The organism is Trinickia soli, from assembly GCF_002879855.1.
In the GTDB taxonomy this organism is placed as follows: domain Bacteria; phylum Pseudomonadota; class Gammaproteobacteria; order Burkholderiales; family Burkholderiaceae; genus Trinickia; species Trinickia soli.
Map to the genome: position 1 here is coordinate 61,306 of NZ_PNYB01000021.1, position 26,899 is coordinate 88,204.

The following is a 26,899-nucleotide window of genomic DNA, read 5'->3' on the forward strand; positions in this document are numbered from 1 at the left end:
GCTCGATGCGCTAATGCTCAACGGCCATGGTCATGCCGGCGAATTGAGCGAGGGGCCGAAAGCTGAAAAAGTGCCCAGCCGGATGGGCCAGGCGAAACCGCCGGAGACCGGCGGCGGAGGTATCGATACAAAACCGGCTTGCGGTCAGGGCGACGAAGCAAGCCGGGATCGATTCGATGCAGCGAAGTTTTTATATGTCGGCCCGCGCAGCGCTTTCCGCGCCTAAGGCCGACGTGTTCTGACAGCGCGGTTTAGTTGCCGAAGTACAGCGATTTCGTCGCATCGGGACGGACCGGCGCACCGGAAGCCGACGAGCCGGCATGCACGCCGCCGATCGCCTCGTCTTGACCGTTTTGCGCATTGACGCGCGCTTGCGCAACCTGGGCGTCGGCCGGGTAATACGGGTCGTTGCTGAAGCTGCGCAGGCCGCCCGCTTGCTCGAACTGCACAAGTTCGGCCTTGACCTGAGCGCGCGTCACGGGCGCGTTCGACTGTGCGAAGACGGCGACGGGAGCAGTAAGGGCGGCAGCGATAACGACAGATTGAATGAGCGATTTCATGATAATGACCTCCAGAAGTTTGTGTGTGCTATCTGTTGCATCCGGCTCGTTGCGTAGAACCGATGACTGCAGTCTAGCGATCAGAGGCCCTAGGGTTAACGCCTAATTCGATAAATCATCATTACGGATTTGGCCATAATCGACGCGCAGCATTAGCGTCCATTGCAGTTTCATTGCGGAGTGCGGTATGCGGTCATTGTTACAAATTGCTTTCATGTGCGTGGGCCTTGCGGTCACGCAAGTCCACGCGCTGGCACAAACACCCAACTCCGTTCAGCTGGAAGATCTGACGTGGACCGAACTGCGCGACGAGATCGCCGCGGGCAAAACGACGATCCTCATTCCGATCGGCGGCACCGAGCAAAGCGGACCCTACGTGGCGCTCGGCAAGCACAACGTGCGCGTGCAAATTCTCGCGACCCGGATCGCGCAGCGCCTTGGCAACGCACTCGTCGCGCCCGTGATCGCCTATGTGCCCGAGGGCGGCTATTTGCCGCCTACCTCTCACATGCGTTTCCCGGGCACGATCACGGTGCCGGACGATGTTTTCGAAAAAACGCTCGAATCGGCGGCGAACAGTTTCATGGTGCATGGCTTCAGGAACGTGGTGTTTCTCGGCGACCATGGCGGCTATCAGGACGATATCAGGCACGTGGTCGCGCGTTTGAATAAAGCCTGGGCCGCGACGAAGGCGCGCGCTTTTGTGCCGGCCGAGTACTACGGCGAGAGCTCGGATGGTTATGCGCGGCTGCTCCGGGAAAAGGGTTATCGTGACGACGAAATCGGCACGCATGCGGCGCTGGCCGATACGTCGCTGCTGCTTGCCGTGGCGCCGCGCATGGTCAGGCTCGATGCGCTGCGCAACGCGCCGAAGCCCGGCGCAGCACAGGGCGTCTACGGCGGCGATCCGCGCCGCTCGAGCGCCGGGCTTGGACAGATAGGTATCGATGCAATCGTCGCGCACACGGTCGAGGCCATTCGCAGGGAGACTGCAGGACATTGAACCATCGCCTGCGCCGTATGCGGCGGCGCAGGCTATCGATAGGAGGTGCTATGCGTTGGAATGGCTCCCGGTACAAGCCGCTTGCTTCGTGGGTCGGCGCGCTGATCGGCGGCGCGGCGATGATGTCGACGTCGTGCGGTGCGGCGACATCGACCGTGCAGACGGTGGCGGGTATGCCGGTCGTTGTCGATGCATCGAATCTGTATGGCGAGGCGCGTGCGAACCATTTGAGCCCGGCCGTTAGCGGCGCGCTATCGCGCGTCTATGTGCCGAACCTGCGTTCCGACGACGTCTACGTCATCGATCCTTCCACATTCAAGGTCGTCGACAAATTTGCGGTGGGACGCAGCCCACAACATATCGTGCCGTCTTGGGATCTGCATACGCTCTGGGTGACGAACAACGCCGAAGGGCGAACCGATGGCAGCCTCACGCCGATCGATCCGGCCACCGGCAAGCCCGGCAAGGAAGTGCTGGTCGATGACCCCTACAACATGTATTTCACGCCCGACGGCAAGGATGCGATCGTCGTAGCCGAAACCCACGCACGGCTCGATTTTCGCGATCCGCAGACGATGCAGTTGCACGCGAGTCTCGATGTGCCGCAATGCAAGGGTATCAACCATGCCGATTTTTCGATCGACGGCAAATATGCGATCTTTACGTGCGAGTTTGGCGGCAAGCTCGCGAAGATCGACATGGTGCAGCGTAAGGTGATCGGTTACCTGGAACTTCGCAAGAACGGCATGCCGCAGGACATTCGCGTATCGCCGGACGGCAAGGTGTTTTACGTGGCCGATATGATGGCCGACGGCGTCTATATCGTCGATGGCGATCGCTTTCAGCAAGTGGGTTTCATCGCGACGGGCGTCGGCACGCATGGCCTGTACCCGAGCCGCGACGGCACGAGGCTTTATATCGCCAATCGCGGGTCGAACCGCGTGCATGGCCCACGACACGGCAAGGGCAGCGTTTCGGTGCTCGACTTCGCGACGCGCAAAGTGGTGGCGACGTGGCCCATCCCGGGTGGCGGCAGCCCCGACATGGGCAATGTCAGCGCGGACGGTAAAACGCTGTGGCTCTCAGGACGCTTCGACGATGTCGTCTATGCGTTCGACACGACATCGGGGGCAGTCAGGTCGATTCCGGTCGGGATGGAGCCGCACGGGCTGACCGTATGGCCGCAACCTGGGCGTTATTCGCTTGGGCACACGGGCAACATGCGATAGCAGATGCAGATGCAGATGCTGTAATGAGCGGCGCGGGCGCTCAGGCGCTGTGCCTGGCGGGGCGCAGCGCATACGCACCATCGCCGAGCAGGAACAACACGACGAGGGCGACAGCCCAGAACGCCGGATATTCCCAACCGCCGCCCTTGTTCGTGAAGAGCCAGCCGTTCGCACCGTGAACCAGGACGATCGTGCCGAGCATTTCCGCGGCGAGCGGCAAGGCCAACCATGAAGCGTAGACGCCGAAGATCAACGCGAGACCGCCTATGAGTTCGAGCGCGATCGTCAGGTACGCGGCGATGGCCGGCAAACCGAGCGACGCAAAATAGCCGACGAAGCCCGGCACGCCGAAGACGAACAGCTTCAGGCCGACGTGCGCAAGAAACAAAATGCCGAGACTGACGCGCAGCACGAGCGCCGCAAACGGCGCGCTTTTCTCTTTGATCATATTGGCCTCTGGTGATTTCCGTAACGAACAGGAATGGTTGCTCCGGGTGAAAAATCCGGAATCCCGCCACGATAGGGCGGTCGTCGCCCCGGATCAACTCGGCTATGATTGATCCATCATTAACTGCTGGTTGACGATGGAATGGATACGCTCACGAGCATGCGGGTTTTCCGCCTCGCGGTCGACCTGAAGAGTTTCGCCGCCGCGGCGCGCCGGCTCGACATGTCGCCGGCCATGGCGAGCAAACACGTCATGCATCTCGAGCGTCGCCTGGGCGCATTGTTGCTCAATCGCACGAGCCGCCATCTGAGTCTCACCGAATCGGGCGCCACCTATTTCGAACACGTAAGGCAGTTGCTCGACGAACTGGACGACGTCGAGTCGGCCGTCAGCCAATCGATCGCGGCGCCGCACGGCACACTCAAGGTCAGCGTCCCTGTTTGGATGGCCAATCCCGCTTTTGTAGGTGTCCTGAACGATTATCGAAAGCGCTATCCCGACGTCACGCTCGATATCGATTTGTCGGGCCGTTTCGTCAATCTCGTCGAAGAGGGTTTCGATCTCGCGCTGCGCGTAACGAACCCGCTGTCGTTAGGGCCGGCTTTGATTGCACGACCGATCGCCCCGGTGACGTTTCATCTCGTCGCATCCCCGGGCTACCTGCGCAGCGCCGGTGTGCCCGGCGATGTAAAAGCGCTGTCGCGCCATACGATGCTCGGCTATTCGATGCTCCCGGCCAACAGTGCGCTCGAGGTGGAAGGCCCACATGGCGTCGAGCCTTTGAAGTTCGATGCCGTCTTGCAAACGAACAACGAGTCGTTGCTGCGGCTGGCCGCGCTTGAAGGAATGGGCCTCGCGTTCCTGCCGAAGGTGTTGATCGCGCGCGACCTGGAGTCCGGTGCGCTCGAAGCTGCACTCACCGACTATCGCTTTTTCGGCACCAGGCTTTATGGCGTTTATCGCCATCGAAAATACCTCTCGCCCAAGGTCAGAACCTTCCTCGATTTCCTTTGCAACGACGCTCGCTTGCGTTGAGGCAGTTCAGTTTTGCCCGCGGCCGCGCGAGACGGACGAATCGGTCCTGGACCACCCGCCAATCTCGCTATCGACGGCAGAGTTTTGTTGTGCTGACTGCGAAGGCATATTGCATCGCTTGATTCGAGCATTTACATTGCATGGCTTGTTTGCTGTTTTAGCGGATTTTTTTAAGCCTTTCGCTATTGCGCTAGAGACCAACCGTTATTAATGTTTGTTTGGCGCCTCGGCTCGCTCAAGCGCGGCATCGTGTCGTTTCAACGGCAACATGCAACGGAGGCGCAATGTCGAAGTCATGTGGGGCGAAAGGACGCTTGCGCGGTGCTGTCGTCGCCCGCGTATTTTTCAGCTCGGCTTTTGTTGCGGCTGCAACGAACGCGCACGCGCAAGGCAAAGTACAGCTATATGGCCTCGTCGACGACGCATTGACTTACGTCACCAACGAAGGCGGCAAGCATGCATGGGCGCAAACGAGCGGCGTGGGGCAATCCGACCGCTGGGGGCTGAGCGGCGTCGAAGATCTCGGCGGTGGATGGCGCGCCGTGTTTCGACTCGAGAACGGCTTCACGCTTAACGACGGGCGCTTTTCGCAAGGTGGCCTCGAATTCGGGCGTCAGGCGTTCGTGGGTCTCGCCAGCGATCGGCTCGGGACATTGACGATGGGGCGGCAGTACGACTTCATGGCGACCAATCTCACGCGGTTCGCGGCGGGTACGCTGACGCCATCGGTTTTTGCGTTTCACCTCGGTGATCTCGATCGGCTCGGCGCGGAGCGAATCGACAATTCCGTCCGCTATCTGACGCCCGAAATGGCGGGTTTCCAAATCGGTGCGCTGTATGCGTTCGGCGGGCAGCCCGGGAATTTCGTGGCGAACAGCACCGTTGCCTTCGGCATGACATACGCAAACGGGCCGTTTCGCGCCGGCGCGGCCTATACGGAGATCCATAATTTCACGACCGTTTTCGGCATCGGGACGACCGTGCTCGGGGCTTCGCTCGTGGGCACCGGGCCCCAGGGGCTTTTGTCGCCTTTCAAAGCGTTCGACAAGTTGACCGTCGCCGGCGTCGGCGCGGGTTATCAATGGGGGCCAGCCTTTCTACATGGGTTGCTGACGCTCGTGAAATTCAGCCAGAATGGTGCAAGCGCTTCGCTGCGCACCGCCGAAGGCGGCGTGAAATATTCCGTGAATTATGCGTTTTCTTTATCGGGCAGCTATGCCTACTCGAAGCTCGGTCAAGCCCATTGGAATCAAATTGTGGGTGGTATCGATTACTCCCTCTCAAAGCGCACCGATATCTATTGCAATGCAGTGATGTTGCGTTCCAGTAACGGCGTGCGCGCACAACTATTCACGCTCCCCGCCGCGAATTCCAATTCTCAAACGGTCGTTTCACTCGGTGTAAGGCACCTGTTCTAAAGTCAGTCGTCGTGCTTTTTCAATGCGGTAAAAAGGTGCTTTTTATCGACTCTTTTGTGTCTGCAATCGATGACGGGTTTATGTCGATAGGGTTTGTTTGACTTGTATCAAGGTCGCGGACCGTTATCCTTCGTACAAAAGAGCCTATAAGAAAACCTACCTCCGCTGCGGTGGCCGACTACGACTCAGGCCGCCGTTCCACTTAGTCGCCCGTTTCATCGGGCGTGTGACGTGCCTGATGCGTCCCTGAATGGGCGTGTCCGGCAATCGATCAACGACTGTTTGCGACCGTAAGCGTCGCCTACCCGCAACGCGTAGCCGTCACCGGCGTCGTGCGGGACCGGCGCGCGTGTCGATTTCGCGCCGGATGGCCTGATGGGCTCAGGGTGCGTCTTTTGGGGAATGATGTGCGAGCAACATTTGAACGTGTGAGGCGTGCCTGTCGCAACTGGTTTGCGCAGGGATTTGCACTCGGCGTGCTGGTGCTCGCTTTGGCCGCCACGGTCACGGTGTATTCGTTGTGCCAGCAATTCGTAAATCGGGAGGCGCATCTGCGCTTTGAAAACGATTCTCGCAGCCTGGAACAGCAAATCGCCGTGCGCGTACGGCTTTATACGGACGTTCTGGTTACGATGCGCGCCCTGTTCGGCGAGGACGCGAACGTCACGCGCGCCGAGTTTCACGATTTCGTTGTCGGTCTCGATTTACCGGGGCGATATCCGGGTTTCCAAACGTTGAATTACGCGGCCTACGTGCGCGCGGCCGATGTGGATTCCTTCGTCGCCGCGCAGCGTCGAGATCAGATTCTGCAGGGCGCGGGTATCGCGTTTTCGATTCACCCCCCCAGCGTGCGTGACAGCTACGACGTGTTGACGTACCTGGAACCTCTGGCTGCCAATCGCGAGGTCGTCGGCCTCGACATCGCAGCGCTGCCGCAACGACGCGCGGCAATGGCTGCGCTGCGCGATTCCGGCGAACCGATCAGCAGCGGGCGCCTGATTCTCGACGATCGCGGCGCACATTTCGTTGGGCTGGCCATGCGCATGCCCGTTTATCACAAGGGGATGCCGACAGGCACGGTGGAAGAGCGCCGCCGTGCTTATGTCGGTTCGGTGGGCGCCGGCCTGCGCGTCAACGACATGCTGGACGGCCTGCTTAGCGCGGAGACGTTGCGCGTCATCAAATTCAAGATCTATGACGCGGGCAGCATGCGTACGCCGCCGGTATCGAGCTCGAAGGAGTCGCTGCTCTATGACAGCATCGACGGTGCGGCGAGTATCCTCGCGGCGGGCCCCGCAGGCAGTGCACGTGCCGCGGAGCGCGCAGCGCCCGCCGTTGTCCCGTTCGCTCCACGTGCGGCGCGTCCTGCCAAGGCGCAATGGTTGCAGCGGCGCGCGGAGCAGCCTTTCGCGGGGCGCCGATGGGAAATCATATTTTCGGCCGATATTGCGGCCCTTAGCGGCACGCAGCGCTTTTTGCCGGATCTCGCACTCGCGTCCGGGCTCGTTATCAGCGCGCTGCTGGCGGTTCTGGCTTATGCGTTGTCGACGGCACGGACGCGGGCGCTCAGGCTCGCGGATCGAATGACGCACGATTTGCGCGAAAGCGAAGCCGCGCGCGCCGAGGCTCAACGGATCGCACATCTTGGCGATTGGCGAGGCGATGTCGATGGCGGTGGTGCTGAGCTGTCGAAAGAAATGGCGCGCTTGATCGGATGGCGGCGACAAAGTGATTCCCTCAAAGCGCTGTTGCGTACGATTGATGCGTCCGATCGGCGCGTGCTGATCGAGCAAGCCAGGGCTGCGCTGGCTTCGCGCGATGCGTTCGAACTCGAATGCCGATATGCGTCGCGGCACGGGAGGCGCGGTTGGCTGCGCATAATCGGCCATGTGTACGGGCCGGCCGGCACGCGCATGCTGCGCGGTACGGCACTCGAAATCACGAAGCAAAAATCGATTGAACGCGCGCGCGATCTCGAACACGCCTTTACGCTCTATCTCGCGACAGCCGGAAATGAATTCGACGTCTGTCGGCATTTGATCGAATCGATCGTGAGCGGCATGGACTGGGATGGCGGTGCATTCCGCCCGACCCCCGCGGGCGTCAAGCAATTGCTTTGTGCTACGTCCACCGCGACCAATAGCAAATTGGAAGTCCGCCTGCTCACGCATGGACCGAGTGTGACGAGCGAGGAGGACACTCCGCCTGCACCGCGTTGGAGCGCCGTGAATAGCGCGGACGATGCATCCTGGCTCGCGGATGCAGGCATTGCCACGACATTTTCGTTCGCGTTGCGGCTGGGTTCGGTCGTGGTCGGCGTAGCGGAGTTTTATTCGCATCAACGGCGCCATGTCGAGCCGCAGGCGCTGGTCATGGCCCGTTCGATCGTGAGCCAGATGAGCCACTTCCTGCAACGTCGTCAGGCCGAGGACAATCTCCATTTCCTTGCGACGCACGATGCGTTGACCGGGTTGCCCAATCGATTGATGTTCCGTGAGCATCTCGACGAATTGCTCGCACGTGCGCGCGCCGATGCCACGGCGCTGCATGTGCTCTTTATCGATCTCGACCGGTTCAAGGACGTCAACGACTCGCTCGGGCACAACGTCGGCGATTTGCTGTTGCGCGCGGTCGTCGCGCGTCTGCACGATGCGTTGCCTCACATCGCCATGATCGCGCGGCTCGGCGGCGACGAGTTCGTCGTGCTCGTGAAGCAGCAAGGCGACGGCTTGGCGGTCGTCATCGAAACGATCGATGCAATTCAGGCGGCGCTGGCCCAGCCGTTCACGATCAGCGGTTCGCAACTGCAGGTGAGCGCGAGCATTGGCGTCAGTTCGTTCCCGGGCGACGGCGAAGACGCGCAGACCCTGCTCAAGCATGCCGATATGGCGATGTACGGCGCCAAGCAGCGTGGCAAGAACACTTATCAAATGTACGTGCGGCAGATGAGCATGTCGTTGCACCGGCGCGTCGAAATGGAAACGCAGCTGCGACATGCCGTGGACAACGGCGAGTTCTCCCTCGTGTATCAGCCGCGGATCGACTTGCGCTCGAGTCATTGCACGGGAGTTGAAGCGCTGCTGCGTTGGAACAACGCCGAGCTCGGCGCCATCTCGCCCACCGATTTCATTCCGGTCGCGGAGGAGACGGGCGCGATCGTGCCGATCGGTGCCTGGGTGTTGCGCGAGGCCTGCCGCCAGGCGGCGCAATGGCGCGAACGCGGCCTGGGGCCGATACGTGTCGCCGTCAATCTCTCGGCACGACAATTCGCCGATCCCCGGCTGCACGAAAGCATTCTGGATGCGCTCGAAGATGCGGGCCTGCCCGGTGAATTCCTCGAATTGGAGTTGACGGAAAGCATGGTGATGCGTCATCCCGAGCAAGCGGTGCGCTGGCTCGCCGCCATCAAGCGCACTGGCGTTCGGCTCTCGATCGACGATTTCGGCACGGGTTATTCGTCGCTCGCGTATTTGAATCGTTTCCCGATCGATACGGTGAAGATCGATCGCTCATTCATTCGCAATGTGCCCGATAGCCACAGCGATACCCAGATTACGAGTGCGGTCATCGCCCTCGGCCATAGCCTCGGGTTATCCGTGATCGCCGAAGGCGCGGAGACGCAGAAGCAAATCGATTTTCTACGCCAGGAAGGCTGTGACGAAGTGCAGGGCTACTTCTACAGCCGCCCCATTCCCGCCGACGATGTCGAGAGCTTTCTCGGCCGTGTCGCGGAATCCGATCTCGCTCCCTCCGCGAGATCTTCAACCCACGGAGCCGGGGCCAATAAACCCCAAAGCGCCCAATCAGTCTTGAAGGAACAGCATCATGCAGACCATTAAACGGGGTATTGCCGAGATGTACAAGGCGATCGACGAGCTCGATTTCACGCGTATCAAAGCGAAACTCATGCATGGACGCGACGGCGTGATTGCCTTGCGCACGATCGAACTCGCCGAGGCGGACTATCGTCAATTCTTGAAACTGGCCGCGAAATATCCGAATGCGCCGATCGTTCCGAGCCAGGAGGTGGACGAATTCTGGCACATGCATATCCTCGACACGCAGCGTTATAGCGCTGACTGCGAGCGCATCTTCGGATACATGATTCATCACGATCCGTTCAGCGGGATCGACGGGGGCGAGGACGAAGCCCGGCATCTCGCGTTGGCCGCTCAAAGCGAGGACCTGAAGGTGCGCGAGTTCGGCGAAGGCAGTGCGTATTGCGTGAAGCCCGCGGCGAAGGGCGATGCGAAGGCTTACTGCGTGAAGCCTGAAGCCAAGGGCGATGCGACGGCTTATTGCGTGAAGCCCGAAGCGAAGGGCGATGCGAAGGCTTACTGCGTGAAGCCTGAAGCCAAGGGCGATGCGACGGCTTATTGCGTGAAGCCCGAGGCGAAGGGCGATGCGACGGCTTATTGCGTGAAACCCGCGGCGAGCGGCGACACCGCACCGTACTGCGTGAAGCCCGTAGCGAAGGCCGACACGGCGGCCTATTGCGTTCGTCCAATGGCCGCACCTCTTCCCTCCACATTGGCGTCGCAGCAAAGGGTCTAACCGCTCGCCTGGCGGGGCGATGCCGCCCTAAGCGCCCCGCTCGCCGTCATTGTTCCGCTGCGCCGTTGCGCCCGGTTGACCCAGGTCAACCCGTTTCGCGGTCTGATGCCCCACCATGAGAACCAGCTGATCGAGGGTCGCGTCTGCGCGGTCCCGAAAAGGCGATCGAATGGGCGAGGGGACGGTAAATGGGCATCGGCATGCAAATCGTGTACGTCGGCTTTCCGGGGGCGGCACGAATCGAGGCTGAGGCTGGGGTGCAGCTCTTGCGGTTGATGCGTTTTGCAGCGTATGTGAACAATTGTCATCTCGCGATCGAGGCAATGCACGGGCCGAACGGGCCCTATTACGACGCTCGGCTCGATATCGTCACACCCGACAAGCAGTTCATCCCGTTGCCGCATTGCTCCGACAAAGATCCCGAGGCAGCCGTGCGCGCCGCCTTCGACTATGCCGAACGTGAACTCGCTCATCGTGGGCATGCCTTTCTTCGGCTTGGCAATTGAATCGACGGATGCTGCAGGCGCCGCTATCAGCCGCTATGCATCGACTGCTGAAAATCCGTTGAGCATCAGGCCCCGTTCGTACCGTGTTGCTTTTCTCGGGCAAGGCGCGCGATCGTCTCCATCGCAAGATCGAATTCCGTTGTCTTGTCGAAGAAGTAGTCGGCGCCGGCCACGACGCTCGCTTCGCGGAACACAGGGGACGCGTAGTTCGTCAGCACGATCGTGACGATCGGATCGGTGCGACCACGCAGCGCATGAAGCAGATCCATGCCGTTGCTGTCGATCAGGCGCAGGTCGAGGACAACGGCTTCCGCGTCAGTGTCGGCGATGCCTTTGAGCGCCGTCTCGACGTCTTCGGCTTCGCCGACGATGCAAGCGGCGCCGTCCGGCCCGATATGGCGCGTGAGACGATCGCGCACGAGCGTCGACTCATCGACGACGAAAACTTTCAACGGTGATGGCAGGCTCGTTTTCATGAGCACAGTATCGTCAGCCGTTCGTCAAATAAATATCGGCTCGGTAGGAATGTCGTGTCAGTCGCGTGGAAGGCGTTTGTAGGAATCAACCTACACGAGCGCCGAGCAGCCCGCGCAGCGGGCTTTTCACGCAAATCATCCGACGATGCGGTAACGGCCCGTTACAAATCTTCGCTGTCTTCGAAGAGTTTGTGCTGAATCGCGTAACGAACCAGCGCGGCCTCATGCGGCATCTGCATTTTCTCGAGGATGCGGGTCTTGTAGGTGCTGACCGTCTTTGCGCTGACGCACAGTTCGTGCGCGATCTCGCTGATCGTCTGGCCTGATGCGATGCGGCGAAATACGTCGAACTCGCGATCGGACAGCCGCTGGTGAGGCAGCATGTCGGTCGGCTCGTTCAGGCTCTGTGCGAGCCGTTCGGCCATCGACAGGCTGACGTAGACGCCGCCAGCCGAAATTTTCGTGAGTGCGGACACCAGTTCCTTGCTGGCGCTTTCTTTCGTCAGATAGCCCGACGCCCCTGCTTTGAATGCGCGTACCGCATACTGCTGTTCGGCATGCATCGTCAGCACGAGCACGCGTAGCGTCGGCAGTTCATCTTTGATTTGCTTGACGAGCTCGATGCCGTTGCGCCCCGGCATCGATAGATCGAGCACGAGCACGTCCGCCGGCGTGCCGCGCACGAGCGCAATCGTGGTCGGTCCGTCGTACGCTTCCCCGACAACTTCAAAACCGCTCGTGCCTTCGAGAATATGGCGCAAGCCATCGCGCACGAGCGCATGGTCGTCGGCCAGTAGTACTTTTGTCATGGCAGAGCCTCTTCCTGTTGTATTGCGGCCAGCGGTATGCGCACACTCAACGCGAACCCGCTCTCGAGCGCTGTCTCGATCGAGACCGAACCCCCGAGCACATGGACGCGCTCGCGTATTCCCAGCAGCCCGAAGGATTTTTCCCCGTGTCCTTCGGCCGCCTGCGCGTCGCGCACCCCACGTCCATTATCGGCAATGCGCAGCCGGCATTGGCCATCTTCGGTATCGAGCGCGATCGACACGCGCGTCGCCTCGGCGTGCTTCACCACGTTTGTCAGCGCCTCCTGAATGATACGAAAGATCGTGGTTGCACCATTTTTCGAGAACAGTGTATCGCCCGGCTCGATACGGCGCTCGATGTCGATGCCATAGCGCGTTTTGAAATCGTTGAGCAGCCAATCGATCGCGGGCATGAGACCGAGATCGTCCAGCATCACCGGCCGCAAATCGGCTGCGATGCGGCGCACCGAGCCGACCGTGGAATCGATCAGGCGGCGCATGCCTTGCAGTTGCTCAAGCACGGTTGGCGGCGCGGCCGGCGAATCGGCGAGCGATTGCTCGACCGCGGAAAGATCCATTTTCAATGCGGTCAATTGCTGACCGAGGTCGTCGTGCAACTCACGCGCGATGCGGGTCTTCTCGTCTTCGCGGACGCTTTGCAGGTTCGCCGACAACTCGCGCAACTCCTGCCGCGAGGCCTTCAGCGTGTCTTCGGAGCGCACGCGCTCGGTGACGTCGCGCAGCATGACGGCGTAAAGCTTGCCATGGCCGTCGTTGACCTGCGCGATCGACGCCTCGATCGGGAATTCTTCGCCGTCGGCACGCAGCCCGACCAGTACCGGCTGCTGCCGCCCCATCTTGCGTTGCGTCACGCCCGTTTCGCCAAAGCGCTCGACATGCTTGCGATGCCCCTCTCGATAGCGGGCCGGGATAAAGCGGTCGATCGGCGTGCCGATCGCATCCATGGCCGAACAGCGGAACACTTGTTCGGCGGTGGGGTTGAACAACACGATGCGTTGCTGGGCGTCCAGCGTGATGATTGCTTCGCCCGACGAATGGAAGATCGCCATCATGCGGGCCTCGTTCAACGAGGAGCGCGAACGTGCCAGGCCCGCTTCTGCAAGCGTCGTGCCACGCTGGCGCATGAAGATGAAGACCGCAGCGCCCATGATCAGTGCGGCGGCGAGGCCCGCCGACAAAATGGCGCTGCTGCTGAAATCGGCCGAGGCGGCGAGCGTCGGATCGCTGGTGGCGTAATTGAGCGATATCGCTTGTCCGCCGAAACGCAACGTGTCGGTGCGGTGAAACTGCTGCGGCCGATCGTTCTTGTCGGCAAGCACGGCGCCCGGAGGATAAAGCGACATCGGCGGCTGGCCTGCCGATACGCGGATTTCGAAATGCGGCTCGTGCGCGGCGATGCTGGCGAACAGGTATTCCGTGTCCAGACGCGCTACCACGAAGCCGAGCAGCGCAGCGCGGCGTGCCGGGGCCAGCGCCGGCGGCGGGACCGTGCGGTAGACGGGCAGATAAAGATCGACGCGCGCATGCGCCGAGCCCCCGCCTTGCTCTGTCTCGCTAGCGCTTTCTCGTGGCAGGGGGCGGACCGACATCGCCACTTCGCCGCTATTGGCGGCGCGCATCAATGCTGCGCGGGTGAGGTCGCTGACGCCCAGGTCCCCGCCGTCGGGCGCGTCGCCACGCGGCGGCCACATGAGCACGGTGCGCGCCAGGGGACCTGCGGTAGCGTCGGCGTTCGTGGCGTGTGGCATCGAGGCGAGCGCGCTCGCAGAGGCGTCGGCGTAACCGAGCGTGCGCACGCAGGGCGGCGCGTCGTCCAGGTCGAGGCGCGAGATATATCGGTCCCACGCGTCGGGCGACGGCCTGCCGTCGCCCGACGATGATTGAGCGGCGACGAGGCCGCTCGCTCCGCGCAGCAGTTGCGAGCACAGGATGAGTTCGCGCCGAACGTCACCGGTGACATGGGATGCTCGCGTGTCGAAGCTGCCCTGGGCGACGGCGAGCAGATGCTTGTGCACGACGAGCGCCGACACAAACGCGGCAAAGAAAAAGACGGCCGCTGTTGCGATCGCGGCCAACAACGGCACGCGCAGCGGCGCGTTGTCGCCCTTGCGCTCATCGGGCGGCGTGGCGGGTGAAGGCGAGGTTCCTGCTGCGGACATGCTCATCCTGCGGATGGTCGAGTACCTGGGCCGCTTCACGCGGCGCAGGGCCGAAACTACGAGATTCAAGCCGGCGATCGCCTGGCGCGAGTTCTGCAGGCTTGGCGCGAATTGTCCTAGATTAACGCCCGCCTGCCAATGGCGCGCGCGTCGCCCTCGCCGCCGCCGGTCAAGCGAAGCATAGATCAGAGAATAAAAAGACGCGAAAAAGACGCAATGGGCTGAACGTGCCGACGCCAAATGCTCGTTGAATTTTACGGGCGGCGATTTATCGTCGAACGGTGGTTCGGGCAGAAAGCGCCCGATGATTGATTCAATACGCGTTTGAATGGGCAATGAACGCTTGATCGCGAAACAGCGCGTAGCGCGAGGGCATGTCCATCGGCCCGTCGAGCGCTGCGATCATTCGGCCATGGACGAGACTCGATTCGATCGAGCCATCGACACCAATCCGCTTGCCGGGCGACCGGAGCAAGCGGCGAGCGTCAATCAATGTTTGTCGGTGTCGCGCAGCGCGTCGACGAAGCGCAGGAACGAATTGAGCGAGCCAGCCACGCTTTGGTATCTCTCGCGCCCGATCTGCCCGTCGAGCGTGACGAGCAATCCTGCATCGCGTGCGAGTTCGAGAATGTCTTCGACGTTTCCCGCCGAAGCATGATTCGCAACTTTGGTCGACATGGCGGCTCTCCGTATGGCGTTTGATCGCGAGCTATCGGCCGGAAGAGCGCCGGGCTCAACGAATCGGTATCCGTTGTCTGGAGTATTGGCCGCGCCGCGGGCGTTGCAAATCAGGGGGCGCCGAACTTGGCGTAGGAGGGAGAGGAGCGATGTCAGCGTTTGCCTACAAGCCGGGCGCATGCGCGCGGCGGGTACCGTGATGCGTCAAAACGCGATGCTCAAGCCGTAGTCGAACGCCAGGATGAGCAATGAACCGAACAGTCCGAGAAACACCGTCGTAAAGCGATGCTGGAGGTCGGATTGCCGCGCGACCCACGCAGCGGCCAGAAACACGCCTTCGGCCAGAAGTTGGACGGCGAACATGGCAAGCATCAACGAAGGTCCGCGACTGGACTCGCCGAAGTGGGAAAACTCGATCCCGTGCGAGGCCATCCAATAGCCGACGCGGTAGACCTCGAATGCGAGGAGCAGCACGGGAAAAATGTAGCTCGCAAGATACGTGGGCGCCGATCTTTGCGCCGCTCGCGAATCGATGTGAGGGCTGTGCTGCATGTCGATCTCCTGGCCTGACGGCCTCAATCTAAGCGCGCGTCGATTTCGCGCTTTTGACATGAATCAACGGTGTCGCCCGGCGATGCGCGGTCGAACCTCCATCCCCTCGGGGGTGACTGCGAAAGCAAAACGAAAATACCAAGAAAGCAAATCGATGGCTTGTGCCTCGCCGAACGCTGAACGCGGCAATGAAGTTGCTCCCGGAAGTTGCTCCCGGGCCCTAGTGCTCGGACAACTCGGCCAGCACCCTGGGCAGGCGGGCGAACTCGCCCGCCTTGTCGAGGAAAAGTCCTGCGCCGAGATCGAGGCATGCCTTGCGCATCTGTGCGTAGGCGGAATTGCTGAGCACGATGGCGGTCGTCGCGGGCCGATGCTGGTGCAACCACTTCAGGATCGTGAGTCCGCTCGTGCCGCCTCTGAGCTGCAGATCGACGATCACGACATCGGGCTCGCTCTCCCGGATGGCAGCGAGTGCGGCGGCGGGCTCGTCGGCTTGTGCAACGATTTGTGCGCCGGGGACCATTTGCACGAGTTCGCACAGGCGGTCGCGGATGGGCGCGAAGTCTTCTACGAGTAACACCTTCATGACTGACAACGACAATTCGATTGGATGCCTTCAGTGTCCAGGAAACGAATCACGTGTGAAATCAGCTTGGGACTTGATTGCTGTGCGTGTTTCGGCTCGTCTGTCAGACACGGCTTACATGGGTTCGTGAGCAAACGTTTGCGAAGTATCTCGCGCTTCGCATGACAGTTCTCTCATACCAGAGCTAGACTGAGGTATTAGCGATCGCGGGAGCCGCTCCTTGAATATTCGGCCGTCACCTTCAGACCCGCATAACGACGGTGCGTTATTGCAGCGTATTTCGCCCGAGAAACGCTATCGGGTGCTCGTCGACTCGATCAAGGACTACGCGATTTTGCTGCTCGACACGAAGGGCCGGATCGCGACGTGGAACGGGGGGGCGGAACGCATCAAGGGCTATCGGGCTCAGGAGATCATCGGGCGCCATTTTTCGGTGTTCTATCCCGCGGACGTAGTGGCGCGCGGTTACCCCGACGAAGAGTTGCTCAGGGCCGGGGAGCTCGGCCGCTGGGAAGACGAAGGGTGGCGCGTGCGCAAGGACGGGTCGCGCTTTTGGGCCAATGTCGTCATCACCGCGCTGCGTGACGAAACGGGCGATCTGATGGGATTCGCCAAAATCACGCGCGACCTGACCGAACGCCGCAATAACGAAGAGCAATTGCGCCAAAGCGAGGAGCGCATGCGTCGGTTGATGGACGCCGTCGAGGACGCGATCTTCATGCTCAATCCCCAAGGACAGGTGACGAGTTGGAATGGGGGCGCGACCCGCCTGCTCGGGTTCCATGCGGCCGAAATCATCGGGCGGCATTTCTCGCGTTTCTATCCGATCGAGAACATCGCCGAGCGCGAGCCCGAACGCGAGTTGGCCGACGCCGCGGCCTACGGCCGTATCGAAAAAGAGGGATGGCGCCTGCGCAAAGACGGGACGCGGTTTTGCGCGAACATCGTCGTGACGGCGGTCTACGGCATGGCCGGCGACCTGGTCGGGTTCGCCAAGGTCGTGCGCGATATCAGCGAGCGCAATCAATTGCGTCAACTCGAATACGCGAGCGAGCTGGCAGCGCGGATCGAGGCGACGCGCGAAGAGGAGAAGAAGCGCATCGCCCGCGAATTGCACGACGATCTGGGGCAGCAACTGACCGCGTTGAAGATGGACCTGGCGGTGTTGGCCGAGGCCGACGCGCAGGCAAGCATCGACGACTCGCTTTCGTTGCAGGCGGTCCGCGTGCGCGCGCTTGCGATGCGCGAGGCTGTCGACCATGCGATTTCATCGGTGCGGCGGCTCGCGGCGGGGTTGCGTCCCGCGGTATTGGACGATCTCGGCTTGTTGCCCGCGCTCGAATGGCTCGTCGACGATTTCCGCCAGCGGTCGCGGTTGCACGTCGACATCACGAGCGATGCCGCAGGCGTCGTGTTCAACGACGCCGCCTCGACGGCGATCTTCAGGATCGTGCAGGAGGCGCTGACCAATGTGGTGCGACATGCGCAGCACGCCACCGCGGTCGAGATCGAGTTCCGATGCAATGCAACGGCGTGTCTGGTGATGATTCGCGACAACGGCGTCGGTATCGAGAACGGCGCCGCCGATGTTCACGGGCGGCCGAGCCCCTCTGGATTGGCCGGCATTCGCGAACGCGTGCGCAGGCTGGGCGGAGCGGTGTCTATCGGAACTGAAGCGGACGGCGGCTTTTCCGTCCGCGTGTCGTTGCCTCGCGAAGCCGTCGAAGCGGTCGAAGACCGGTGATCGCGCTGACGCTGCGGTCGAAGGAACGGTCTGGTCGTTGCCGCTTAGAACTCGTAATTCACTGAAACGTCGAACACGCCTGACGCGCGCGTTTGGGTAATCGGGCTGTGCGCCGCGGCGCCGACGAGTTGCTGGAATGCGCCGTCGGCACTGACGATCCAATGCTTCCTGACCCTCAGCGACGCGGAAACGCCGAATCCTACGGAGCGGATGCCGGCTGACGCATCGTACTGTCGATAGCCCGAGCGTGCCGACTGTTGCGCGTTGACGCCGAACCAACTGTTCATGTATCGCGAATCGGCGATCGTCATCGTGGGGCCGGCGAACCATGAGAACGTCTCCGAGCTGCCCGGCATCGGCATATAGGCGCCGAGATCGCCGATCCAGCCGTTGTCGCCGCCGAAGTTGCGGCGAAGATCGGCTCGCAAGACGAGCGGAAACGACTTCGAAATCGCGTACTCGCCGAGCAGTCGCAGGCTCGGGGCCGGGTTGATGTTGCCCATCCCGCTCAAATGATCGAGATCGTCGGCTGCACGCCGGCCGAGGTCATAGGAGGCGGCCACTCCCACGCGCCAGTTCGGGCCCGTCAGGACATTCACGCCAATGCCTTCCCCCGTGGAGAGGAAGAAGCGATCGCGGTAACGAATGTCGATGCTCGGGCCGCCCATCAGGTGATAGCGGTCGGAGCCGTCGTAGCGCGGCTGAAAACTGGCGGAGGGCCCCACGCGGATGCGCCAGGTGGGAAGCTTGGGCTCAAACATTTGCTCGAGCAGAATGCCTGACGAGTACTGCCACTCGGCGAGCGGCGAGGGCGTCTGTGCATGCACCGCTGCAGGAGCGAGCGCCATGAAAACGGCGCCCGTAAGAGCCACGCGCGATGCCGCGATGGAGGTCGACATAAGCTGTTTTCCTTATTCGATAGCAAGAGGCGCAAGCAAATCGTGCCAGAGCTGTGAGCAATGCGCATGCCTTTTTTTGTCGCGGCTAGCGGGAGCGGGTGCGTTATTTGCATTGCTTCGCGTTTGCGTCGAGACCTACCTGGGGAGAGATGGCCGTGACCAAGCCCGATAAAGCGAGCGAGGACGTCGTGCTATGGCGCACATTCCGGCCGGCGATGGCCAATCATCGGCGGGTGCTGGTGGTCGACGACTATCGCGACGCGGCGCAGGCCTTGCAACTTTTGCTCGACGCGGACGGCTTCGAATGCCGCGCGACCAGCGATCCGCATGAGGCTTGCGCGATCGCGCGCGAATGGCAACCGTTCGCCGTCATGCTCGACATTGCCATGCCCGGAATGGACGGCCTCGAACTGGCGCGCCGGCTTCGCGCCGATGAGGCGACGGCGCACATGCTGCTGATCGCATGCACGGGCTACGCATCGTCGGAGGACCGCGCGCGCGCCCGGGAGGCAGGCTTCGACGCGCATTGCGCAAAGCCGCTCACGCCGGAGCTGATTTTGCGTGTGCTCGAATTTGCGAGCGAGGGCGCGTCTCACGTTTTGGATCCCATCGACCGTTCCTGCGACGGTGAGCCGTGCGGCGGTCGCTGAACGAGAACGCTGTGCACCGACCGCGCACGCGTTGCGCACACCACGAATCCGCAGACTTGTCATAGCCAAAACGGCGTGCTCCAATCGCGCGGAGTCGGCGCCACGCTGCCTTCACGATGCGCCGCTCGTACCCCGGGGGCGTGACAATGAAGCATTCGTTGCAAGCATCTGGCATGGGGGCGGCCGCGACGGTCGCCATAGCGCTGACGGCGCTGGCAGTGGCAGTACCGGTTGTCGCCGACGGCGTGCGCGCCAATCATGGCCATGATCCGTTCTTCCGGATCTCTGACGCTATCCCGGCCTGCCCGGCTCCGCTCGGCCCGTTCGAGACGGAGCAGGAATGGCTCGGCGAATCGCACTACCGTATCGAGCGTGGCAACAGCTGCTGGTGGGAGGGACGTTGCAGACTGCCGAACGGGTATCTCTACGATAAGGAAATCGAAGAGGCCGTGAAGCGGCGTCTATCGAATATCGAGCCGGCCGTGCACTGGCGTGAGCAGACGACGCTGTGGCTGACATTGCAGCGGCGATTCATCTACGTGCAAGGCTGTGTCGCGCCCGGTTTCGACAAGCATGCCTTCCTCTCCGAACTCGCCAAAACGGCCGACGTCGAACGCGTGCTCGATACGACCACGACCGACCCTGCATCCGACTCCTTGCCCTATCGCACGCAGGCCGATCCGGACAAATTCGCGTATCCGCCCAACGGCGGCTAGCGCTGCGCCTTGACGCGCCGCATGGCGACGCCTGCGGGGATCGCTTTCGCCATCGGCCGTGCGATTGCGGGTGCGGCCGAATGTAACTTTGACTTGGGTGATACGGCGGCGGGTGCCAGACATCGATGGTGCAATGCCCATGCCGAACGCCTCCAAGGTGGGCGATACGCTTTGGCACGAATGATGCATACCCTCCCTCGAACGTGAGCGGCACGCGACGGCAGGCCGCTCGCGCGCCGAGCCGTGTTTCGTCAATACAAATCGATGGAGAAACCCCATGGCGAATCAACCGTTTCTGTCGGACGTCAAGGCCCTTCGCAAGCGTGCGCGCGAGCATATCGAAGAAGGCGCCGTGACCGCCGGCTATCAGGCCGATCGCACAACGGTGCTCAAGTTGCTCAACGATGCACTGGCCACGGAGATCGTCTGCACGCTCCGTTATCGCCGGCACTATTTCATGGCGAAGGGCATTCAGTCGAAGAGCATCGCCGACGAATTCCTGCAGCATTCGAACGAAGAGCAGGGGCACGCAGACCAGATCGCCGAACGCATCGTCCAACTGGGGGGCGAGCCGAACTTTTCGCCCGACGGGTTGTTGTCGCGCAGCCACGCCGAGTATGTCGAAGGCTCTTCGCTCGTCGACATGATCAAGGAAGATCTCGTGGCCGAACGCATTGCGATCGATAGCTATCGCGAGATCATCCGGTTCCTGGGCGACAAGGACCCTACGTCGCGCCGCGTCATGGAAAGCATTCTCGCAGTGGAGGAGGAGCATGCTGACGATATGGCTGATCTGCTGTCGGGTTTGCCCGCTGAGCACAAAGCGCGTTGAGTCGTGGTGGGCATTACGTTTGCTGCGCTGCGTATAGCACTTCACTTAACTTAGAGGAGCGGCGCCGATGACCACAAAGACGAAAACGCTCGAGGGCTGCAAGGTTGCCGTGCTGGCGATGGACGGCTTCGAAGAGGCCGAGCTCACCGAGCCGAAGCGCGCGCTGTCGGAAGCCGGCGCACTGGTGCATGTGATCTCGAACAAGCCTGGGCAGATCCAGGGCTTTCGACACGTCGAGCGCGGTTGCATGGTGACCGTCGATGCGACGTTCGATCAGGTGCGACCCGAGCAGTACGACGCCGTCGTATTGCCGGGCGGTGTTGTCAATAGCGACGCGATCAGGTCGGTGCCTGAGGCCCAGGCGTTTGTTCGTGCGATCGACGAAGCCCACAAGCCTGTTGCCGTGATCTGCCACGGCGGCTGGCTGCCGATTTCGGCCGGCATCGTCAAAGGCCACACGATGACGAGCTGGCCGAGCCTGCAAGACGATCTGCGTAACGCGGGTGCGACGTGGGTCGACGAGGAAGTCGTCGAGGACGGCAACTTCATTACGAGCCGCAAGCCCGACGATATTCCGGCATTCAATCAGACACTCATCGCGCGGCTCGAACAGCGGGGACAGGTCGCATGAGGCGGGCCTGGACATGAGACGGCGGGGCCAACGATGCGGGTGACCTTCCCCGACGACGCGCCGGTATTCGACGGCGCACAGATGGTTGTGAGGTTCGTCGCGAACGTCGAAGGCGTGCCGCTTTCGTGTGCGATCACGGCCGAGGCGCTGGAAGACCATTTCGGAGCCGGCTCGACACTCGAATCCGAGTTGCTGCGCGCTTATGCCGATGGCCGCGAGCGCATCCGCGATGTCTGCCAGCGAGCCATCGAGCAAAGCGACGGCGCGGCCGTGGTGTTGCGCAGTGGGCTGTTCCGTATCGAGCGTGCCTGAGCGTGCTTAAGCGTGCTGTTGTGTACGCGAGCTGCCTGAGCATACGTAAGCGCACTGCATCCGAAGCGGAGCGAAACGAGAACGAACTACGGAGGACAAGTCATGTCGCTGATCGTCGCAGGTCGCTTTACGACGTTTGCCGACGCGGAAGCGGCCGCGAATCGGCTGTTTGCCGCGGGGTTCGTGCAAGAGGACGTCACGCTGTTTTTCGTCAATCCGCGCGGGCAGCATGCGCGCTTCGCGATCGGCGGCGATCAATACGCCGACCCTCAGGCGGCACGTGCATCGAAAGGCGCCGGTAAAGGCGGTGCGATCGGTGCCGTCATCGGCGCAGCGATCGGCGTTGCATTGTTCAGCGCATTTTCCTCGCCATTTCTGATTCTCGTTGTAGCAGCCGGCGTTGGCGCATACATCGGTTCGTTGATCGGCGCGATGTCGCACACGCGCGGCGGCGGCAATGTGCCCGAGCATCAGGTGATGCATGAATCACGCGATTCGGGCGTGCTCGTCGCCGTTCATGTGTCGCCTGACAATCAGCTCGAGGCCGCGCGCGTGCTGCGCGAGGCGGGCAGCCTTGAAGTCGAGCGGGCACATGGCCGTTGGCAGCATGGACGCTGGGCCGATTTCGATCCGACGAAGGATGTCGAACCGATCGACGGCGCGGCCACTGCGCGTGCGCCTTCGGCCACCAGCACCGAGGCACACGCCAATCGTTAGGGATGCTAAACAACGCAGCCACAGCGCGCGCGGTCCGGCCCGGCCGGCCTTCGGCCGATCGCACTCCCTTGTTCCTTTGATTGGAATGCGCCGCGGCGCTCGACGTGCCACCTGCTTGCGCTGAGCATGACCGGACCCGCCCGTGACAATGGCGGGAGAGCCAGAATGCTGCGCTGCGGAGCATGTTCGACTGCGAAATGCGGATTCCCGGCATAGTCGTTGCAGGATCAAAGCGAGCGTTGCCACGAATAACCTCAACGCCACGTGTCTGCCGCGGCAAGCGAGCGCGGCGGTAACGCCCATGCCGGCGCACCGGCTTTCATCAGGAGGACGCCATGCTTCGATACGCTGTTGTTTTCTTCATCATCGCGCTCATCGCGGCCGTCTTTGGATTTACCGGCATTGCGGCCGGCGCCGCGGAAATCGCGAAAATCCTGTTCTTCATTTTCCTCGTCATTTTCCTGGCGACGCTGCTGATCGGCGTACTCAGGTGACGGTCGCAGGAACATAATAGTTACTGCCGTTGCAGGGATTACGAGCGCTTTGCAAGGAATGCCGAGCGCTCGTGCTGTCCCGGCGGGAAGTCCCTGGCATCGGCATACGCCGTCGGCATTCGTCGCGCACTCTATCGCGCGCCGGCAGCGAAAGGAGAGTTGCCATGTCACGCGTGATCTGGAAAGGGGCGATCAGCTTCGGTCTCGTCAACGTGCCCGTGCAGTTGCACCCCGCTACGCGCCCGGAACGAACCAGCTTCAATCTGCTCGACAAGGAGACGGCCGACCCGATCGGCTATAAGCAGATCAATAAACGAACGGGGAAAGAAGTCCGCCGCGAAAACATCGTGCGTGGCTATGAATACGAAAAGAACACCTATGTCGTTCTGAGCGACGACGAAATTCGCTCGGCGAGCCCCGAGTCGACGCAAACCGTCGACATCCTCGCATTCGTCGAGGCTTACAAGGTTTCCTTCCTTTACCTCGATACGCCGTACTACCTCGTACCCGAGCGACAGGGTAAGAAGGCATACGCGCTGTTGCGCGAATCGCTCGCGCAAACGGGCAAGATCGGCATCGCGAACGTCGTGCTGCATAACAAGCAGCACCTGGCGGCACTGATTCCGGCAGGGCCCGTTCTCGCGCTCAATACTTTGCGCTGGGGCGGCGAAGTGCTCGACGTCGGCGATCTGGCGTTGCCGCCCGCGGATGCGAAATCGGCCGGAGTGAGCGCGCGCGAACTCGAAATGGCCACGAAGCTGATCGAGGACATGACCGAAGACTGGGAGCCGACGCATTACCACGACACGTTTCGCGACGACATCCTCGCGCTCGTCGATCGCAAGGTGCGCGAAGGGAAGACGCACGAAATCAGCGAAGGCGCACGTGCGCCGGCTCGTACGCGCGCGACGGCCGACGTCGTCGATCTATCGGAATTGCTCAAACGCAGTCTCGGCCGGGGCAAGGGCAAGCATGCGGCCTGACTGAGCCGCGGACCCTACACGGACCAGCATGGCGGACAAGCTCGAAACCTATCGCAACAAGCGGCGCTTCGACGACACGCCCGAGCCCGCGGGCGCCGAACGCGCCCGCCGCGCGAAGCGCGCGGCGACAAACCGCGATGCCGGCCCGGCGCTTTCATACCTGATCCAGGAACATCACGCTCGACGCCTGCACTACGACTTCCGGCTCGAACTGGACGGCACACTCAAATCGTGGGCCGTGCCGAAAGGGCCCTGCCTCGATCCATCGGTCAAACGGCTCGCCGTCCACGTAGAAGACCATCCCGTGGAATACGGGTCATTCGAGGGCGAAATTCCGCCCGGCAACTATGGCGCCGGCACGGTGATCGTATGGGACCGCGGCACGTGGGAGCCGGCGGGAGGCGTCGAACTGGCGCGCAAAGCCTACGCTGCGGGCAAACTCAAGTTCACGCTGCACGGGAAGAAGCTCCATGGCGGATGGGCGCTGGTGCGAAGCGGCATGCGTGGCAGCGGCGACAAGGAACAATGGCTCTTGATCAAAGAGCGCGATGACGAGGCTCGGCCCGAGAGCGAATACGACGTCATCGCGCAAGCGCCAGGCAGCGCGTTATCGGACGGGCAAGCGTCGAACAGAAAGTCAGCCGGGAAAGCGGCCACGAAGACGACCAGCAAGACGGCCAGGAAGGCGAGCGACACCGAGCGGCGCTCGGCGAAGGGCGCGGATGGAAAGGGGCGCAAAGGCGCATTGGCCGTGCCTGCTCATGCGCAGCATGCCGGCCGATTTCATGCCGGGCGCCCCGATATCGTTGCGACGCGTACGACGCAGTCGTTGCGCGAGCTCGCCGTGTCGCCGTCGATCGAGGGCGCCGTGAAGGCGCGCTTGCCCGAATCGTTGAAGCCGCAGCTTGCGACGCTGGTCGACGATGTCCCCCTGGGCGACGACTGGTCGTACGAAATCAAGTTCGACGGCTATCGCGCATTGACGCGAATCGATCATGGGGACGCCAGGCCCGTGCGGATTCTGACGCGCAGCGGCCTCGATTGGACCGCGAAGTTCAAGAGGCAGGCGCAGGCGTTTGCGGCACTGGAAGTCGAGACGGCCTGGATTGACGGCGAAGCGGTGATGCTCGACGAGAACGGCGTGCCGAGTTTCCAAGCGCTGCAAAACGCCTTCGATTCGGGGCGTGCCGAGGACATCGTGATCTTCGCCTTCGATTTACCGTATCTGAACGGCTATGACTTGCGCGACGTGCCGCTCGTCCAACGCCGGGCATTGCTGCGCGCCTTGCTTGAAGGTTCCGACGACGACACCGTTCGCTTCTCCGAAGATTTCGCGCTCGACCCGCATGACCTGCTGCACAGTGCTTGCGCGATGGCGTTGGAAGGAATCGTAGGCAAACGATGCGACAGCCGGTACACGTCTACCCGCAGCGGCTCCTGGATCAAGTTGCGCTGTCGGCGGCGGCAGGAGTTCGTCATTGGCGGCTATTCCGAGCCTTCGGGTAGCCGCAACGGTTTTGGTGCGCTATTGCTCGGCGTGTTCGACGCGCGCGGCAAGCTGCATTACGCCGGACGCGTGGGAACGGGCTTCGATGCCGCGCTGCTGCGGTCGATCAAGCGCGAGCTCGATGCGCTCGAAACCGACCGTTCGCCGTTTGCGGAGCCGCCCGCCGAGCGCAGTCGCACGAAGGTGCATTGGGTGCGCCCCGAGCTGGTCGCCGAATGCAATTTTTCCGAGTGGACGAGCGAGCGCATCGTGCGGCAGGCATCGTTTGTCAGCCTGCGCCGCGATAAGCCCGCGCGCGCGATCGTGCAGGAAGCGCCGCGCAAAGTCGGCGGGACGAAACCCGAGAGCGATACCGCAGTGGTTAGGAAACACGCCAAAGTATCTCCTGCTATGGAAAGCGAAACAGTAAGGACTCCCAAGCAATCGGCCAAAGCGATGAAGGAGGGCGAGACGGTCACAGGCGTGCGTATCTCGCATCCCGAACGCATGATCGACAGATCGATCGGCTTCGCCAAACGCGATCTCGTGCGTTACTTCGAGCGGATCGCGCCTTGGTTGCTGCCGCATGTAAAGGGACGGCCCGTCGCGCTGGTGCGTGCCCCCGACGGCATCGAAGGCGAACTGTTCTTTCAGAAGCACGGCAATCGCCTGTCGATTCCGAACATCACACAGCACGAAGGCCTCGATCCGGGTCACCCGGCGCTCATCACGCTCGATCGCGTCGAGGCACTCGTCGGCGCCGCTCAGATGGGCACGGTCGAACTGCATACATGGAACGCGCTGGCCACCCATATCGAAAAGCCCGACCGCGTCGTGTTCGATCTCGACCCCGATCCGAAGCTCGGCTGGGAGCGCATGATCGAGGCGGCGCAACTGACGCGCGAGCTGCTCGCCGAACTCGGGCTGCAATCGTGGTGCAAGACGAGCGGCGGCAAGGGGCTCCATGTGGTCGTACCGCTCGCGCGCCAGGCGGGCTGGGACGAGGTGAAAGCATTCGCGCAAGCCACGGCGCAGCATATGGCCGCGACGTTGCCCGACCGCTTCAGCGCGAAGATGGGCGCGCAAAATCGCCGCGGCCGAATATTTGTCGACTACCTGCGCAACAACCGCGGGTCGAGCACGGTCGCCGCATTCTCTCCGCGTGCGCGTCCGGGAATGGGCGTATCGGTGACGCTCGCCTGGGATGAACTCGCGGACACGACGGGTGGTGCGCAATGGACGGTGCAAAACGTCCATGAGCGGCTCGAATCGCTGAAAGTCGATCCCTGGGCCGATTACGCAGGCACGAAGCAGCGCATTACGAAAAGCATGCGCGAACGCCTGGGCATGAAGGGCGGGTGAAGGGAAGCAAACAGCACTCGTCAGATCTGCCGAAAGCGC

At 62.0% G+C, this 26,899-nt stretch carries 27 protein-coding genes and 1 pseudogene; 18 read left to right on the plus strand and 10 right to left on the minus strand.

Annotated features, from left to right (window positions below; genetic code table 11):
• Positions 1-13 precede the first annotated feature (13 nt).
• On the plus strand, positions 14-226 hold the full coding sequence (locus tag C0Z19_RS21305) for a hypothetical protein (protein WP_102611824.1): 213 nt from the start codon (positions 14-16) through the stop codon (positions 224-226).
• A 25-nt stretch (positions 227-251) separates the two neighbouring features.
• Here the strand turns inward: C0Z19_RS21305 and C0Z19_RS21310 are convergent, their stop codons facing one another.
• On the minus strand, positions 252-560 hold the full coding sequence (locus C0Z19_RS21310) for a DUF4148 domain-containing protein (RefSeq protein ID WP_102611825.1): 309 nt from the start codon (positions 558-560) through the stop codon (positions 252-254).
• Positions 561-747: 187 nt separating this feature from the next.
• Here C0Z19_RS21310 and C0Z19_RS21315 point away from each other — a divergent pair, with 187 nt between their 5' ends.
• Complete coding sequence (locus tag C0Z19_RS21315) at positions 748-1,563, plus strand: creatininase family protein (RefSeq protein ID WP_102611826.1); 816 nt, start codon at positions 748-750, stop codon at positions 1,561-1,563.
• Between the two features lie 50 nt (positions 1,564-1,613).
• On the plus strand, positions 1,614-2,792 hold the full coding sequence (locus C0Z19_RS21320; RefSeq protein ID WP_442808607.1) for a YVTN family beta-propeller repeat protein: 1,179 nt from the start codon (positions 1,614-1,616) through the stop codon (positions 2,790-2,792).
• Between the two features lie 40 nt (positions 2,793-2,832).
• Here the strand turns inward: C0Z19_RS21320 and C0Z19_RS21325 are convergent, their stop codons facing one another.
• On the minus strand, positions 2,833-3,240 hold the full coding sequence (locus C0Z19_RS21325) for a DoxX family protein (RefSeq protein ID WP_102611827.1): 408 nt from the start codon (positions 3,238-3,240) through the stop codon (positions 2,833-2,835).
• 141 nt (positions 3,241-3,381) lie between these two features.
• Between C0Z19_RS21325 and C0Z19_RS21330 the strand changes: the two genes are divergently transcribed.
• From C0Z19_RS21330 to C0Z19_RS21350, 5 genes are all read left to right on the plus strand, one after another.
• A complete protein-coding gene (locus C0Z19_RS21330) occupies positions 3,382-4,275 on the plus strand; it encodes a LysR family transcriptional regulator (RefSeq protein ID WP_102611828.1) in 894 nt (297 codons plus the stop codon).
• Positions 4,276-4,559: 284 nt separating this feature from the next.
• Positions 4,560-5,693, plus strand: a complete 1,134-nt coding sequence (locus C0Z19_RS21335; protein WP_102611829.1) for a porin — start codon at positions 4,560-4,562, stop codon at positions 5,691-5,693.
• 407 nt (positions 5,694-6,100) lie between these two features.
• Positions 6,101-9,532, plus strand: a complete 3,432-nt coding sequence (locus C0Z19_RS21340) for a bifunctional diguanylate cyclase/phosphodiesterase (protein ID WP_233196228.1) — start codon at positions 6,101-6,103, stop codon at positions 9,530-9,532.
• Positions 9,519-10,247 carry a glycine-rich domain-containing protein gene (locus C0Z19_RS21345; protein WP_233196229.1) on the plus strand — a complete coding sequence of 243 codons (729 nt, stop codon included), beginning with the start codon at positions 9,519-9,521 and terminating at the stop codon, positions 10,245-10,247. Before C0Z19_RS21340 ends, C0Z19_RS21345 begins: the two co-directional genes overlap by 14 nt.
• A gap of 200 nt (positions 10,248-10,447) precedes the next feature.
• Positions 10,448-10,753: a hypothetical protein gene (locus C0Z19_RS21350; RefSeq protein WP_425330296.1), complete on the plus strand. Its 306-nt coding sequence runs from the start codon at positions 10,448-10,450 to the stop codon at positions 10,751-10,753.
• A gap of 65 nt (positions 10,754-10,818) precedes the next feature.
• Here C0Z19_RS21350 and C0Z19_RS21355 read toward each other — a convergent pair whose 3' ends face one another.
• From C0Z19_RS21355 to C0Z19_RS21380, 7 genes and pseudogenes are all read right to left on the minus strand, one after another.
• Positions 10,819-11,229 (minus strand): response regulator, encoded by a 411-nt coding sequence (locus tag C0Z19_RS21355; RefSeq protein ID WP_102611833.1) that lies wholly within the window; start codon positions 11,227-11,229, stop codon positions 10,819-10,821.
• A gap of 161 nt (positions 11,230-11,390) precedes the next feature.
• Positions 11,391-12,038 carry a response regulator gene (locus C0Z19_RS21360; RefSeq protein ID WP_102611834.1) on the minus strand — a complete coding sequence of 216 codons (648 nt, stop codon included), beginning with the start codon at positions 12,036-12,038 and terminating at the stop codon, positions 11,391-11,393.
• An 86-nt stretch (positions 12,039-12,124) separates the two neighbouring features.
• A pseudogene (locus C0Z19_RS21365) lies at positions 12,125-14,224 on the minus strand (histidine kinase); the annotation flags it as partial.
• Between the two features lie 307 nt (positions 14,225-14,531).
• Entirely contained in the window at positions 14,532-14,711 is a 180-nt protein-coding gene (locus C0Z19_RS28050) for a hypothetical protein (protein WP_146012113.1), read from the minus strand.
• Positions 14,708-14,896, minus strand: a complete 189-nt coding sequence (locus tag C0Z19_RS21370; RefSeq protein WP_102611835.1) for a hypothetical protein — start codon at positions 14,894-14,896, stop codon at positions 14,708-14,710. Before C0Z19_RS21370 ends, C0Z19_RS28050 begins: the two co-directional genes overlap by 4 nt.
• Before the next feature lie 204 nt (positions 14,897-15,100).
• The gene (locus C0Z19_RS21375) at positions 15,101-15,448 is read right to left on the minus strand and encodes a hypothetical protein (RefSeq protein WP_102611836.1); all 348 of its coding nucleotides are present in this window, start codon (positions 15,446-15,448) and stop codon (positions 15,101-15,103) included.
• A 220-nt stretch (positions 15,449-15,668) separates the two neighbouring features.
• A complete protein-coding gene (locus C0Z19_RS21380) occupies positions 15,669-16,034 on the minus strand; it encodes a response regulator (RefSeq protein ID WP_102611837.1) in 366 nt (121 codons plus the stop codon).
• A 268-nt stretch (positions 16,035-16,302) separates the two neighbouring features.
• Between C0Z19_RS21380 and C0Z19_RS21385 the strand changes: the two genes are divergently transcribed.
• Positions 16,303-17,778 (plus strand): PAS domain-containing sensor histidine kinase, encoded by a 1,476-nt coding sequence (locus C0Z19_RS21385; RefSeq protein WP_199180790.1) that lies wholly within the window; start codon positions 16,303-16,305, stop codon positions 17,776-17,778.
• A 44-nt stretch (positions 17,779-17,822) separates the two neighbouring features.
• On the opposite strand, the gene C0Z19_RS21390 is transcribed toward C0Z19_RS21385, so the two are convergent.
• A complete protein-coding gene (locus C0Z19_RS21390) occupies positions 17,823-18,677 on the minus strand; it encodes a MipA/OmpV family protein (RefSeq protein WP_102611839.1) in 855 nt (284 codons plus the stop codon).
• 215 nt (positions 18,678-18,892) lie between these two features.
• Between C0Z19_RS21390 and C0Z19_RS21395 the strand changes: the two genes are divergently transcribed.
• From C0Z19_RS21395 to ligD, 9 genes are all read left to right on the plus strand, one after another.
• Entirely contained in the window at positions 18,893-19,327 is a 435-nt protein-coding gene (locus C0Z19_RS21395) for a response regulator (protein WP_233196233.1), read from the plus strand.
• A 146-nt stretch (positions 19,328-19,473) separates the two neighbouring features.
• Positions 19,474-20,043, plus strand: coding sequence for a hypothetical protein (locus tag C0Z19_RS21400; protein WP_233196230.1), 570 nt, complete (start codon positions 19,474-19,476; stop codon positions 20,041-20,043).
• Between the two features lie 277 nt (positions 20,044-20,320).
• Positions 20,321-20,875 carry a ferritin-like domain-containing protein gene (locus C0Z19_RS21405; RefSeq protein ID WP_102611841.1) on the plus strand — a complete coding sequence of 185 codons (555 nt, stop codon included), beginning with the start codon at positions 20,321-20,323 and terminating at the stop codon, positions 20,873-20,875.
• A gap of 67 nt (positions 20,876-20,942) precedes the next feature.
• Entirely contained in the window at positions 20,943-21,506 is a 564-nt protein-coding gene (locus C0Z19_RS21410) for a type 1 glutamine amidotransferase domain-containing protein (RefSeq protein ID WP_102611842.1), read from the plus strand.
• A gap of 33 nt (positions 21,507-21,539) precedes the next feature.
• Positions 21,540-21,818, plus strand: a complete 279-nt coding sequence (locus tag C0Z19_RS21415) for a DUF1488 family protein (RefSeq protein ID WP_102611843.1) — start codon at positions 21,540-21,542, stop codon at positions 21,816-21,818.
• A gap of 102 nt (positions 21,819-21,920) precedes the next feature.
• Entirely contained in the window at positions 21,921-22,535 is a 615-nt protein-coding gene (locus C0Z19_RS21420; RefSeq protein WP_102611844.1) for a hypothetical protein, read from the plus strand.
• Positions 22,536-22,870: 335 nt separating this feature from the next.
• A complete protein-coding gene (locus C0Z19_RS21425) occupies positions 22,871-23,029 on the plus strand; it encodes a DUF1328 domain-containing protein (RefSeq protein WP_102611845.1) in 159 nt (52 codons plus the stop codon).
• A gap of 164 nt (positions 23,030-23,193) precedes the next feature.
• A complete protein-coding gene (ku, locus tag C0Z19_RS21430) occupies positions 23,194-24,012 on the plus strand; it encodes a non-homologous end joining protein Ku (protein ID WP_102611846.1) in 819 nt (272 codons plus the stop codon).
• A gap of 28 nt (positions 24,013-24,040) precedes the next feature.
• On the plus strand, positions 24,041-26,860 hold the full coding sequence (gene ligD / locus C0Z19_RS21435; RefSeq protein ID WP_102611847.1) for a DNA ligase D: 2,820 nt from the start codon (positions 24,041-24,043) through the stop codon (positions 26,858-26,860).
• Positions 26,861-26,899 lie beyond the last annotated feature (39 nt).